Genomic DNA, 12,808 nt, shown 5'->3' on the forward strand with positions numbered 1-12,808 from the left:
CACCTAGGGTGGTTACTGGCGGGTAAGCTTTCTTCCACCCCTACCGTTTTTTCTGCTGACAAGTTTCTTTACGGCAAAGGGCGGCGATACTTTAGGAAAATTTTCAAGGTCACGCATTTTTTTCTTGCGGCGCGGGGAGGTGGGCGTGCAGCCAGTCTTCCACATGGTTTTCGAGCAGGTAATTGGCATGAACCCAGTCGCGCATGACTTTGCCCTCCCGTTCGCGCGCCTCGGCATCGTGAATTCGTGCGCGCAGGGCATCGATCCATGCTTGAGACGTATTGACGACGCGGCAGGCCGGACTATTCCTGTACGGGTCAATGTCCGTGCAGACGACTGGAAGACCGAGGCTGCCGTATTCGAGCAGGCGCAAATTGCTTTTGCCCTGATTGAAGGGGATTTGAGCCAGGGGGGCGACTGCGATATCGAGATTGAGCAAGGCCAGAAACTTTGGATATTCGCTAAACGGAACAAGGTCGTGGTATTCAGCGAGGAGAGGCCGGATTTCATCCGGGCACATGCCAAAAAATATCCAGTCTGCTTCATCCCGAGTCTGTTCGATGATTTCCTTCAACAGCATTAAATCACCTTGGTGTGTTGAACCTCCAGCCCATCCGACCCGCGGCTTTTTCCCTGTGCGTTTGAGACTGTCGAGCGGGCGCCAAATATCTTGTTCCAGCCGGTTGGGTACAACCCGTATATCGGGGATCAGATGGCGATAGGTTTCCGCCAAAAACTCTGTGGAGACGACCAGTCGGTCACATCGTGCCAGGGCATATTTCAGGCGGGCGCGCGCATTCGGTGGAATGTTCTCCCGGAAGGGATTGTTCTTGTCCATATCGCTGATAAGATCATCAAGGGCATAGACGACGAAAGGGCATGTTGGGGCCGAACGCCATTCGTCAAGCGATTCAAGCGCCATATTGTGAATGTAGTTTTGAACAATGACTGTGCTGGGCGCCAATCGGGCAATTTCAGCCTGCGTGTGATACCTCGGCTTAACCCCCAGCTTCTGGGGCCACACACATTCGGTTGCTAGTCCGGCCTTGCGCGCCGCCCTCAGGGGTGACCTGATCCGGAAGTCCCCTTGTGCGTTATAGATAGGATGCGCCAGTATGCGCGGGGTATCGGCTGGAACATATTGCCACTGTGGTCGATATTCAGTTTCCAGGGTAGGGGCAGCGTCGGCGAGCGACAGATTCGGATTCCAATAAAGGTCGACCATACCTACCTTTCCCCAGCGTTGGCGGAAGGACTTGTTGGCATCGATTTTGGCGATAGCAGACGTCAATCGGAGCATGGTGTCGTAGGCTGAGGTTTCTCCACCATAGACAATGCTTGCCCGTGGCTGACGAATCAGGCGCAGGTTGCGTTGGCGTAGCTTGAGACCAAGGTCGCAATCGGCGAGATGATCGCCAAGGGCGGTTTCATCCATGCCCCCTGCGTCTAGATAGTCCTTTTTGCGGATCAGGAAACAAGTCGACGGCAGGGAACTGGCATCCTGTGCCAGTTTAAGGCTATCGAGGTAGCCGCTTTCACCGAGCTTGGCAATGCCACATATTGTTGACTCGTTGGTGTTTTTTAAACCAAGGGTATTGTCTGTAGCGAGAACTTTGGCATCGCCAGGGTTGTGATGCTGCGGGAAAGCCGCAGCGATATCGGCTTGGATGAAGGTATGAACGAGTTCTTCAAGCCAGTTGTCCTGCACGATGACGATCTCCTCTCGGACGAGGAGAACCAGATCGTTTTCGGCTGCGGCGATTGCTGCGTTGCAGCGAGCGGCATGGTTGGGGGTGGATTTGTTATTCACCCTCCGTACTTTGCAGAATTTTGATTGTGCCTCGGCATCTTTGATCCATTGATCAAGATCAGGATCATTTTCCCCTTCGTCGGTCACGATCTGTATCGTGAATTCCGGATAGCGCGTGATCTTCTCGATGCTTTCGAAGCAGCGTGATAGTAGTTCGAGTTGTCCTTGCGAGAGGATGGCTATCGTCACCGGAGGTGGCTGATCGAATAGTCCTCGGGTGTTCCAGCTTTGTGCCGTGGCGTGTACCAGTTCGGCTGCTAAACCTTGATTCTTCTGGTGCTCAATCAAGGTCAGTAGGCAGGCGTTGGTGTCGCTGGGGAAACTGTCTGGATACGTGATGAGCTGGTCGGGAATGTGTTTGATGCTGGGCCAGCCGAATGCGGCAGCAAGGCGTAACAGCTGGCTAAACCAAGGGCTGCCACCATATACCCCGCATCCGCCACTCTTGATCCAGGCTTCCTTGCGAACACAAAGCGGCCCGGCCAGGTCCATTCCTTGTAAATGGGCTGGGTTGGTTCCTGGCTTGAAGCGCGGTGTGTGTCGGTTGCCTGCGCCATCAATGCAATCGTCGTCGACAAAAAGCGCGGCTGCTTCGGGAAAGAGGGAGGCCTCTTTGGCCAGTCGCCACAGGTACAAGATGTCCAGCTTGGCCCCGGCCGGAATTTCGATAATCCAATTGCATGGACTGACCTCGGCAAGGCGATCGACAGCATGCTTGAAATCATCGGAGCAGGGGATTGTCTGCCAGCCGACATTGGGCACATCTTCTAGTCCCGCAGGGCCGGGCAAGGTACTTACCACGTCAAGGTGCCAGTTTTCATTGACTTGGAGGCCGAGGCTGTCAAGCGTATCGGCGAGTTTGCTCTCTAAACCAGCTGGCAGGCGGATAAAGAAATGAAATTTTTGCTCGTTGAGCGGACTAATGTGATCCGGAATACTACTTTCAAGAAACGTTATGTCGGTCTCAATGAGTTCGCGCTGCGAAAGCCAGTATTGATATTTCTGGCTGATAAGGCTTGTGGTACTTGAGGCTCCCCAGTCTGTGCTGATTTGATTGGGCCTGGCGATTTGTGAAAAGGCGCCGAGAGACTCGGCCGCAAGTGCAGCGGAGTTTGCGGGGGGGACATGCAAGAAATTTTCAGGCGTACTTTCAATCGGCTGGAGCAAATTGGAAGTACGGATGGCATGCTCAGGCGGATTCTGCTGAAAGGCAGCTGTGCTCAGGATTGTCGTACTGATTCGTTTCAGGGTGTCTTTATTCCAGAGGTAAAGGAGCGCTTCAGTGTCTTCGCAACTGGAGGCGTGGCTCAATGAGACGGTGCTGGGTCGGCTGCACTCGGGAGGGTCAAGGTGTGTTGCATATTTGCTAACAAAGCGCTGGGCGTACTCGCGCTGCTTCCTGTCAAAGTTGCCACCGGACTCATGGATAAGGGGAATGTCGCAGCAAATGCCCAGCTTGAAACCTGCCAAATAGGCCGAAAAGCTGAAATCTAGGTCATAAAGGTGAAAGCCATCAAAGATGGAGGCATCGAACCTAATATCGGCGGCTACTTGACGCGTAGCGACCATAAGTAGTCCATCAATAACTTTTATGCCAGGGATGGTGGGCCATTCTTGGGCACCAAATACGTTGAGGTCCAATGATTTTGATTTAGGCAACGCGTGCGCAATAACGCCATGAAGATATCGATTGGCGACATCTATCCATTGACCACTTATGATTTTGCTTGCGCCGGCAAAACCCAATAGATCAAATCTGGATAGGCGATCGATGATCTTTTCCGCAAAATTTTCATCCAGTATGAGTATGTCATCGTGGGAGAATATCAATATATCTCCGCTAGATTGCGTTATTCCACGGTTGTATCCTTCGGCCAGCGAACGCGCGTCATGAATACCGATGATTTCGTAGGGCACATCGGCAAATAGGCATTTGTAGTTCTCGCAAATGCGAGCATATTTGATGGCTTCTATGCTGCAGATAATGACGGATATTTTCGGATTTTTCATTTTGCGCGATGTTGTGTTCGGGGCTTTTCTCTGAATCGCTTCGGCTGACTATCAGGCGGGTTCTGCCCGAACGACATACTGAAGCGCCATAGCATCGTTGATCGCGATGCTGGCATCGGCGCCGCATAAGCGAGCTATTTCACCAATCATCGGAAGTACTCTGTCCCGGCCTGGTTCGTCATAAACTCTGGGTAATCCCGCGACAATTTTAAAGCCAGTGGAGGCGAATAAATCGATGATGGTTTTTTTGGTAAACCACCGTAAGTGGGTCTTGTCCATTAAGCCACTATCTTCGTAACGGAATTCGCCGGTCGACAGCTTTGCGATGATCGACCAATGCTGTGCATTGGGAATGCAAGCGACAACGCTGCCATTTGTTGGCAAAACCTCTCGAATTGCCCCCAGTATCTTCCACGGATCTTTCAGATGCTCTAGCGTGTCGCCAAAAACCCAGCAGTCCCGATCGGCTTGTTCTTGGTAGAACTTGCTGTCAGCAGTTTCGATATCCATTGCCACCGCATGGTCGCAATGCTTGCTAGCGACCTCTGCGTAGCTTGGGTCAATATCAATGCCGAACCAGTCACAATTAGCATTATTCTTGAACGCCTGCGCCAGAGCCCCTGAACTGCATCCGATCTCGATAACCTTCCGGGAATGGCTGGGGATCAGTCGTAAAAGGTCAGGGTTGTGTGCATTGTGTATAGGGGTCTGGTGCATATTTGAACTCCATCTGTTTAGATGCTGAACTGACCAAATCGGTAGGTGCCTCTATTCGCTGACCACCCTGTTCTTGCCCGTCTGCTTGGCCTTGTACATGCCGTCATCGGCCCGCTTGATCACCGTTGCCTGGGTGTCCTCGGCAGTCATTTGGGTGACCCCTGCGCTAAAGGTAATCAACACCTTGTCGTTGGCGTGCAGGAAAAACTTCTTGGTCAGTTCGCGCTGCAGGCGGGTGAGGGCGCTGACGGCATCGTCGAGCGGGGTGTCGGGGAGCAGGATGATGAACTCCTCGCCGCCATAACGGGCGACTGTGTCCTGCGGGCGGAGGGTTTCCCGGCAGATGGTGGCGAGGTGAATGAGGGCCTGGTCGCCGGTATCGTGACCCATCGAGTCGTTGAGCTTCTTGAAGTTGTCGATGTCGATCAATGCGACGCACAGCGAGGTGTCGTGGCGTGTTGCCCGGGATGCTTCCTTGGCAAAAATTTCTTCAAGGCCGCGGCGGTTGAGAACGCCGGTCAACTGGTCGTGGCGGACCAGGTCGCTGGTGGTCTCGAGTTCGCGCTCAAGCTCGGTGATGCGGGCTTCGGATTCCTGAACCTTTTTCTGGGTCGTGCGCAGTTCGTCGCGGGAGCGCTGGGCGCTGATCTGAATAGTCTTGGTTTCACGCATGACTTCGCCGAGGACGGTTTCCAGTTCGGAGATGTCATTGGCCGAACTAATCTTTTCGGCGCAGCTTTCAATCTTGTCGTGATAGTCGGAAGTCGCATCGGCAAAGTCGGCCAGCTGGTCGACGAAGCCGGCCAGCATGTGTTTGATGGCTTCGCGGGCTTCCGACAGGCTGGCTTTGAGCTGACTTTGTTTGTAGAGGACTTCCTTGAGGCGCCGTTCGGCATCGTCGAGGGCGCGCTGTGACAAGGGTTTGTCGATGATTTCGCGGACCACGTCGATCTGACCGTGCAGCCAATGGTCGTCCAGCACGAGGTCGGTGATGTTGCCGACCAGCAGGCGAAGCAGGCCAAGCAGGCTGTGGCGGAGTTCTGACTGGTCTTCGGCCAGCAGTTCGAGCTTGAAGGCAAAGCGCTTCAGTCGGGTGAGAAATTCCTGCAACTGGGCCGGGCTTCCTGCTGTGCGGATATCCTGAGCCAGTACCTTGGCGTCGGCCGACAATTGAGGGCTTTCAACCAGTTGGGTGGCCATCGCTGTTTCAAGCGTAAAGGCAAACAGCTCACGTAATTCGGGTAACAGATCGGTGCTGGCAGCGGTAGTGGCAGCCGAAGATGAGGCTGGGCTGGCAGTCGGTTGAGGTGCAGCGATGTCGACCGGTACGGTGGCATCTGGTTCCTTGCCCTGGCCCCAGGAGCGCAGGAGATTCTGCATCCGGTTGAAGAGGGTTTCCGGGTTGGCGCCGCTGCTTGCCAGGACGTGCTCAAGGGACTCCCGCTTGCGGGCCGATGTCAGGCCCGGGTGTTTTGCATCCCACAGTCGGAGCAGGTCACTGATAACCTCGGACCAGGCCAGTTTTTGTGCTTCGGCGAGACCAGCAACGAAGTCGCCCAGATGTTTTTTGTAATCGTCCCAGTTGCCTGCCTTGACCGCGTCTTCCAGTTGCCTGGCCAGGCGTAGCTGGTCTGGCGAGGTCTTGGGCAAGGCTGCGGCCAGTGAGCGCAACTCCGATTCGGGGAAGGTGTTTGCAACGTGCTTGGTCCCGGCGATCTCGTGGTAGAGGGTCTGGTAATTCTCGGGCGATGGCGGAATACGGCGAACCGCCAGTAGGCGCAACGTCTCGCGGGCGATCTCGAAGGGATTGGTCAGCTTGTTCATGTCGAAATTTGAAGGTTCAAGCTATAATCGCGCCCCATCACTTGGGCCCCCGTAGCATGAAGGTCGTGCAGTTGATTTGTAATCATCAGGTAGCGGTTCGATTCCGTTCGGGGGCACCAGTTAAATCAAACAGTTAGGCCATTCTTCGGAGTGGCCTTTTTGTTTTTTGCGTTGTTGCTCCCACGGCTGCCAATTATCCAATGGATCCAGTTCCATGGAATGGGATCATAACCGGCGGTTGGCCGCAATAGGGCGGGTTTCGTCAGGGAGCGGCCATTCCGGCAGAAAAATTTGCCGCTATTGGAGAATGAGCCGGAAGTGTTCACCGGCCGGAATGTGCACGGCAATTTCGGCGATGAACAGGGATACGCTCAGGGCATGGAGCTTTGCCGCCATCATGACTGGCAAGGCAGCACTGTTTTCCAGGACCAGTTCTTCATCTTGAAGCATGGCCATGGGAAACGGGCCATAGGCGAAGGTGGAGCCTTTTTCGTCGATGCATTCGTGACCGATGAGTTCTTCAAGGTCCGTGTCGGCTGTGCAGTGATATTTCATGATTGCCTCCGAAGAACAATGCCCTTCTGGCATTGTTTACGGCCTTATATCAGCAAAATTTAGGCCTGCCTTGGCTTGGCCCCGGCGATTGAACTGTCCGGCTGATTGGTCATCAAACCTGACACGATCATCATTCCGATAATTGGGTCAGGAGTTAGCATGAATGCCAGTTTGCATACAATGGGCAATCTATTTGCCCAGCTTGGCTTGCCCGACCAGCCGGCGGCCATCGAGTGTTTTATCGCCAGCCATCGCCCCTTGGGCAAGGGGGTGGCGCTATACCGAGCTGCCTTCTGGACTGCCTCGCAGCGTGCATTTCTCAAGGAAGAAATTATTGAGGATGCGGATTGGTCGGGCGTTATCGACGAGTTGAATGGGCGTTTGTCGTAAGGTCCTAACGGGCGCTGCCGGGGGATTACCCGTCATCTCCCCTTGCTGTCGTGAGGCGCGCCAGTCGGTTACACTGACGGCGACGGGATTTGCTTCTCGTGACTGCAACTGTCTCGCGTGGGGGGCGATATTTTTCCCTGATTTTTGACAACGGATCGTTTCATGTTTGCCATCCATCCCGTCGCTATATATTGCACAGCCGCCCTCGGGGTGCTGCTTTTTCTGCTTGGTCTGGCTGTCTCGATTTGTCGTTTCCGGAGTGGTATCGGCTCTGGTCTGGCACCAGAACGCAATGGCTTGCTCAATAAGGTGATCCGGGCACACGCCAACACGGCTGAGTTCGCACCATTTCTGGTGGTGTTGTTCCTGTATTTTGGCTGGCGTGGGCCATCCGATATGGTTGTCTATATGATCATCGCCGTCACCCTTTGCCGCTATTTGCTGGTTATCGGCCTGCTGGCCTGGCCCAGCCTGTCGCGGCCCAATCCAGCGCGATTCGTCGGTGCGCTTGGCACCTATCTGCTCGGTACTGCGCTCTGCGTTGCCATGGTGGCAGGACTCTAGGCGTGGCTTTGTCGGGCAGCATGCGGGCGCTGGCGCACCGCAACTTCCGCCTTTACTTTGCCGGGCAGGCTGTGTCCATTCTTGGTTCGTGGATCCAGCAGGTGGCGCTCGCATGGTTGGTGTACCGGTTGACGGGGTCAGCCGCTTTGCTCGGTGTCACGGCTTTTTGTGGGCTGATCCCGCAACTGGTGGTGGGGCCTTTGGCTGGCGCCTGGATCGACAAGCACGACAAGAAAAAATGGCTGGTCGGCGTGCAGTCGCTGATGGCTGTGCAGGCTTTCGTTCTGGCCGGCCTGTGTTGGTTGGATGCGCTCAGCACAGGCTTCATCGTGCTGATGGCGCTGATTCTTGGTGTTCTGAGCAGTTTTGATGCGCCATTGCGGCAATCGTTGATTGGCAGTTTCGTTGGCGGTCGCGATGATCTGCCGAATGCACTGGCCCTCAATGCCATGCTGTTTAACGCCGGACGCTTTATCGGCCCGCCCATTGCCGGCCTCCTCCTCGGGCTGACCTCGGAGGCTGTCTGTTTTGCCATCAACGGCTTTTCCTTCCTGGCCTTGATTGGCGCCGTCCTGTGCGTTCGCGGCGAGGCAACACTGCGCGCTCAGGGTTCTGTTGGCGAGGTGTTCAAGGAGGGGGCTTTGTTTGCGTGGCGCACCTGGGTAATTCGTATGCTGATTATCACGCTCATCGCACTGAACCTGACCGCTTCCGCCTATGCCGTACTGTTGCCGGTGTTTGCCCGTGATGTATTTGCTGGCGATGCGACGACGCTCGGTTGGCTGTGGGGGGCGGCTGGTTGTGGATCTTTCGCTTCGACGATTGTGCTGGCTACCCGACGGTCCACGAAGGCGGTGATTTCGGCGGTGGTGACTGGTGTCGCGATCAGTGCTGTCTCCTTGGTGGTCTTTTCCTCCACGAGTTGGCTTCCCCTTGCACTCTGCGGCATGGTTGGCCTGGGGTTTGGCATCTCGGTGTGCAATGTGGGTATCAATATGGTCTTGCAGAATGCTGCACCGGATGCCTTGCGTGGCCGCATTGTTTCGTTCTTTACCTCGGCCCGCTTCGGCTTTGATGCGCTCGGCGGGTTGCTGGCTGGCTTCGTTGCGGCCAGCTTTGGTGCCGGGAGCACGTTGTTTGTTGAGGGCTGGGTTCTGCTGATCTTCGCTATATTTCTATTTGGTCGGCGGCAGCGTCTGCAGGCGCAAATAGCGGCCGCACACCAGGGTGTCAGGGGCGGTCACTGAAGCGATCACCAAGCTGAGCATCGGTGCCGCCAATCACAATGTCGATCTGACGCAACTTGAAGCGCGATAAGGCAGAGCAAGGAGGGGGGGGCGGTCCGTCATGACGGCAAAGCCCGCGATTTTGGCGGCAGCTTATTCGCTAATGCCGCCGTGACCCAACCGGTGCGACAGCGTCCTGGCTGCTTCAAGCATGGCCTTGGCGACAGGGCTGTCCCATTCGACGTTGAAGTCACCGATCGAACCCAATGACGTAATTGCTGCCACCATCGTCCCGGTGTGATCGTAGACCGGAGCGCTGAAACCGTTGATGCCGGGGGTCAGGCTGCCCGAGGCGCGGCTGATGCCATGTGAGCGGATTTCCGTGAGGTTTTTCTCGAGTTGCCGGCGAACGGTGGTAATGGCGGTTTTGCTGGTCTCGGAGATATCAGCAAGTTCTTTGTCCAGCATCTGCTTGAGGAATGGCGAACGGTAAAAGGCGGCGAAGGCTCTTCCGGTTGCCGAGTTACATAGTGGCAACACGGTGCCGGCGCGCAGGGTGATGGTGATCGGGCCGCCGGCATCGACGATGCGGACGATGGTTGCGCCGTGATTACCCCAGACCGCCAGTGCAACAGTTTCGTGAATTTCCTCGCAGAGCGCCTCAAGCATTGGTCCGGCCAGACGAACGGGGTCGAGACGACCTAATCCGGAAAGCCCCAACTCCAAAGCGTAGGCGCCCAAGTCGTAGCGACCGCTGCTGCCGTCCTGTTCGACGATGCCAATGCGGAGAAAGCTGACCATATATCTATGCGCTTTGGCGGCCGGCATGCCGGCACCTTTGGCGATGTCACGCAACATCATCGGACGATTGGTCGCGGCCAGAACATTCAAAAGTCGGAATCCAACCTCGATAGACTGAATTCCCTGGCGGTCGCTGGCTACTTTTGTCGGCATGATCGTTGTAATGAAAGTAAAGCGTACATTCTATGCATCTATGAGCCACTTGAGGCGGCGAATATAATGACCCCGCTAAAACTATAAGGGAGGTCATATGCGGGCAGTTCTGGTTGCAAATCCGAAGGGTGGGGCCGGCAAGACGACGCTGGCGACGAATCTGTCCGGCTACTTTGCCAACAAGGGGAAGAAGACAACCTTGTGCGACCTCGATCGCCAGCAGTCTTCCTTGCGCTGGATGGCCTTTCGCGACCCGTCCCTGTCGCCGATCACGGGCTACTTTGCCGGCAACCAGATTTCGTCCAGTCTGCCGAAGGAAGCTGACTGGGTAGTGGTGGATGCCCCGGCCGGATTGCAGGGCTACAAGTTGACGGACTACCTGCGGGCGGTCGACAAGGTTGTCGTCCCCCTGGTGCCCTCAGTATTTGATATGGCTGCGACGGAAGACTTCCTGAATTCGATCCGGACTGAAATTCGCGGTCAGCGGACCAAGGTCGGCATTGTCGCCATGCGCGTCGATCCCCGCACGCGGGCTGCGGCCATGCTGGAAGAGTTCCTCAAGCACTTCGATATTCCTATTGTGGCTTATCTGAGAAACACCCAGAACTACGTCAATGTCGCCGCTGCCGGTGCAACCGTATTCGATCCGCCACGCGCCCGGCATCGTCGCGATGTAGAGCAGTGGTCGAGCTTGGTCGAGTGGATCGAAAAGAAATAGTCCATCATTTCGACAATAGTTCTTGACGTGCCGGGCCAAGGTCTGGATAATGCGCCCTCTCTCTGACGGACGCGGGATGGAGCAGTTGGCAGCTCGTCGGGCTCATAACCCGAAGGTCGCAGGTTCAAGTCCTGCTCCCGCAACCAGCAAGCAAGTTGATTGGAAATACTACAACCAACATGTTTCTGGAGTTTGAAAGAAAGATTTCAGGAAATGTTCTGAATAGCTTGACGGGGAGTTGGGATTGGTTCATAATCTTGCCTCTCTGCTGCAGACGAAGCGAAAGCGACGGCGCGGTGAAGTGAATGATCTTTAACAATTTGGACAACCGATAGGTGTGGGTGCCTTGATGCGTAAGCGACGCAAGTCGCAAAAAGTATTATGGCAATCACACGGATAGAGAAATCTATTGAAGTAATGAGAATTACTGTCAGTGAATTGTGAGTTGTTTTGTTGGATTGAACTGAAGAGTTTGATCCTGGCTCAGATTGAACGCTGGCGGCATGCCTTACACATGCAAGTCGAACGGCAGCACGGGGCAACCTGGTGGCGAGTGGCGAACGGGTGAGTAATGTATCGGAACGTACCTTTCAGTGGGGGATAACGTAGCGAAAGTTACGCTAATACCGCATATTCTGTGAGCAGGAAAGCAGGGGATCGCAAGACCTTGCGCTGATTGAGCGGCCGATATCAGATTAGCTAGTTGGTGAGGTAAAGGCTCACCAAGGCGACGATCTGTAGCGGGTCTGAGAGGATGATCCGCCACACTGGAACTGAGACACGGTCCAGACTCCTACGGGAGGCAGCAGTGGGGAATTTTGGACAATGGGCGCAAGCCTGATCCAGCCATGCCGCGTGAGTGAAGAAGGCCTTCGGGTTGTAAAGCTCTTTCAGCCGGGAAGAAAACGCATGGGTTAATACCCTGTGTGGATGACGGTACCGGAATAAGAAGCACCGGCTAACTACGTGCCAGCAGCCGCGGTAATACGTAGGGTGCGAGCGTTAATCGGAATTACTGGGCGTAAAGCGTGCGCAGGCGGTTTTGTAAGACAGGCGTGAAATCCCCGGGCTCAACCTGGGAACTGCGTTTGTGACTGCAAGGCTAGAGTATGGCAGAGGGGGGTGGAATTCCACGTGTAGCAGTGAAATGCGTAGAGATGTGGAGGAACACCGATGGCGAAGGCAGCCCCCTGGGCCAATACTGACGCTCATGCACGAAAGCGTGGGTAGCAAACAGGATTAGATACCCTGGTAGTCCACGCCCTAAACGATGTCAACTAGGTGTTGGGTGGGTAAAACCATTTAGTACCGGAGCTAACGCGTGAAGTTGACCGCCTGGGGAGTACGGCCGCAAGGTTAAAACTCAAAGGAATTGACGGGGACCCGCACAAGCGGTGGATGATGTGGATTAATTCGATGCAACGCGAAAAACCTTACCTACCCTTGACATGTCCAGGAGCCTGAAGAGATTTGGGTGTGCTCGAAAGAGAACTGGAACACAGGTGCTGCATGGCTGTCGTCAGCTCGTGTCGTGAGATGTTGGGTTAAGTCCCGCAACGAGCGCAACCCTTGTCGTTAATTGCCATCATTTAGTTGGGCACTTTAACGAGACTGCCGGTGACAAACCGGAGGAAGGTGGGGATGACGTCAAGTCCTCATGGCCCTTATGGGTAGGGCTTCACACGTCATACAATGGTCGGTACAAAGGGTTGCCAAGCCGCGAGGTGGAGCTAATCCCAGAAAGCCGATCGTAGTCCGGATCGTAGGCTGCAACTCGCCTGCGTGAAGTCGGAATCGCTAGTAATCGTGGATCAGCATGTCACGGTGAATACGTTCCCGGGTCTTGTACACACCGCCCGTCACACCATGGGAGCGGGTTCCGCCAGAAGTAGGTAGCCTAACCGCAAGGGGGGCGCTTACCACGGCGGGGTTCGTGACTGGGGTGAAGTCGTAACAAGGTAGCCGTAGGGGAACCTGCGGCTGGATCACCTCCTTTCTAGAGAAGCATCTGTGGCACCCACAACCTATCGGTTGTTCATG

9 protein-coding genes, 2 tRNA genes and 1 rRNA gene are annotated in these 12,808 nt (G+C 55.2%); 7 read left to right on the forward strand and 5 right to left on the reverse strand.

Annotated elements, in window-relative coordinates; all coding sequences use genetic code 11:
- Nucleotides 1–109: 109 nt before the first annotated feature.
- The 3 genes from HYN24_RS03610 to HYN24_RS03620 are packed head-to-tail and all read right to left on the reverse strand — an operon-like array spanning nt 110 to nt 6,361.
- Nucleotides 110–3,820, reverse strand: a complete 3,711-nt coding sequence (locus HYN24_RS03610; protein ID WP_117608003.1) for a glycosyltransferase — start codon at nt 3,818–3,820, stop codon at nt 110–112.
- A gap of 51 nt (nt 3,821–3,871) precedes the next feature.
- Complete coding sequence (locus tag HYN24_RS03615) at nt 3,872–4,537, reverse strand: bifunctional 2-polyprenyl-6-hydroxyphenol methylase/3-demethylubiquinol 3-O-methyltransferase UbiG (RefSeq protein ID WP_117608004.1); 666 nt, start codon at nt 4,535–4,537, stop codon at nt 3,872–3,874.
- A 51-nt stretch (nt 4,538–4,588) separates the two neighbouring features.
- Entirely contained in the window at nt 4,589–6,361 is a 1,773-nt protein-coding gene (locus tag HYN24_RS03620) for a GGDEF domain-containing protein (RefSeq protein ID WP_117608005.1), read from the reverse strand.
- 45 nt (nt 6,362–6,406) lie between these two features.
- Between HYN24_RS03620 and HYN24_RS03625 the strand changes: the two genes are divergently transcribed.
- A tRNA-Thr gene (locus HYN24_RS03625) sits at nt 6,407–6,480 on the forward strand.
- A gap of 178 nt (nt 6,481–6,658) precedes the next feature.
- On the opposite strand, the gene HYN24_RS03630 is transcribed toward HYN24_RS03625, so the two are convergent.
- The gene (locus HYN24_RS03630) at nt 6,659–6,916 is read right to left on the reverse strand and encodes a hypothetical protein (RefSeq protein ID WP_117608006.1); all 258 of its coding nucleotides are present in this window, start codon (nt 6,914–6,916) and stop codon (nt 6,659–6,661) included.
- Between the two features lie 159 nt (nt 6,917–7,075).
- Here HYN24_RS03630 and HYN24_RS03635 point away from each other — a divergent pair, with 159 nt between their 5' ends.
- The 3 genes from HYN24_RS03635 to HYN24_RS03645 all read left to right on the forward strand — a co-directional run bounded on the left by HYN24_RS03635 (nt 7,076) and on the right by HYN24_RS03645 (nt 9,117).
- The gene (locus HYN24_RS03635) at nt 7,076–7,306 is read left to right on the forward strand and encodes a DUF2789 domain-containing protein (protein ID WP_117608007.1); all 231 of its coding nucleotides are present in this window, start codon (nt 7,076–7,078) and stop codon (nt 7,304–7,306) included.
- Between the two features lie 162 nt (nt 7,307–7,468).
- Entirely contained in the window at nt 7,469–7,870 is a 402-nt protein-coding gene (locus HYN24_RS03640; RefSeq protein ID WP_205421433.1) for an MAPEG family protein, read from the forward strand.
- 2 nt (nt 7,871–7,872) lie between these two features.
- Nucleotides 7,873–9,117 (forward strand): MFS transporter, encoded by a 1,245-nt coding sequence (locus HYN24_RS03645; protein WP_240327724.1) that lies wholly within the window; start codon nt 7,873–7,875, stop codon nt 9,115–9,117.
- A 132-nt stretch (nt 9,118–9,249) separates the two neighbouring features.
- Here the strand turns inward: HYN24_RS03645 and HYN24_RS03650 are convergent, their stop codons facing one another.
- Nucleotides 9,250–10,050, reverse strand: coding sequence for an IclR family transcriptional regulator (locus tag HYN24_RS03650; RefSeq protein WP_117608008.1), 801 nt, complete (start codon nt 10,048–10,050; stop codon nt 9,250–9,252).
- 97 nt (nt 10,051–10,147) lie between these two features.
- On the opposite strand from HYN24_RS03650, the gene HYN24_RS03655 reads away from it, so the two are divergent.
- The 3 genes from HYN24_RS03655 (at nt 10,148) to HYN24_RS03665 (ending at nt 12,764) form a co-directional block, all read left to right on the forward strand.
- Complete coding sequence (locus HYN24_RS03655) at nt 10,148–10,768, forward strand: ParA family protein (protein WP_117608009.1); 621 nt, start codon at nt 10,148–10,150, stop codon at nt 10,766–10,768.
- A 70-nt stretch (nt 10,769–10,838) separates the two neighbouring features.
- Nucleotides 10,839–10,914: transfer RNA gene (locus HYN24_RS03660), tRNA-Met, on the forward strand.
- A 314-nt stretch (nt 10,915–11,228) separates the two neighbouring features.
- Nucleotides 11,229–12,764 (forward strand): 16S ribosomal RNA (locus HYN24_RS03665).
- Nucleotides 12,765–12,808: the final 44 nt, after the last annotated feature.

The organism is Dechloromonas sp. HYN0024 (assembly GCF_003441615.1).
Lineage (GTDB): Bacteria > Pseudomonadota > Gammaproteobacteria > Burkholderiales > Rhodocyclaceae > Azonexus.

Excerpts from the sequence above, each read along its gene's own strand:
- HYN24_RS03610 (WP_117608003.1), bottom strand. The coding sequence starts at position 3,820 with ATGAAAAATCCGAAAATATCCGTCATTATCTGCAGCATAGAAGCCATC.
- HYN24_RS03615 (WP_117608004.1), bottom strand. The coding sequence starts at position 4,537 with ATGCACCAGACCCCTATACACAATGCACACAACCCTGACCTTTTACGA.
- HYN24_RS03620 (WP_117608005.1), bottom strand. The coding sequence starts at position 6,361 with ATGAACAAGCTGACCAATCCCTTCGAGATCGCCCGCGAGACGTTGCGC.
- HYN24_RS03630 (WP_117608006.1), bottom strand. The coding sequence starts at position 6,916 with ATGAAATATCACTGCACAGCCGACACGGACCTTGAAGAACTCATCGGT.
- HYN24_RS03635 (WP_117608007.1), top strand. The coding sequence starts at position 7,076 with ATGAATGCCAGTTTGCATACAATGGGCAATCTATTTGCCCAGCTTGGC.
- HYN24_RS03640 (WP_205421433.1), top strand. The coding sequence starts at position 7,469 with ATGTTTGCCATCCATCCCGTCGCTATATATTGCACAGCCGCCCTCGGG.
- HYN24_RS03650 (WP_117608008.1), bottom strand. The coding sequence starts at position 10,050 with ATGCCGACAAAAGTAGCCAGCGACCGCCAGGGAATTCAGTCTATCGAG.
- HYN24_RS03655 (WP_117608009.1), top strand. The coding sequence starts at position 10,148 with ATGCGGGCAGTTCTGGTTGCAAATCCGAAGGGTGGGGCCGGCAAGACG.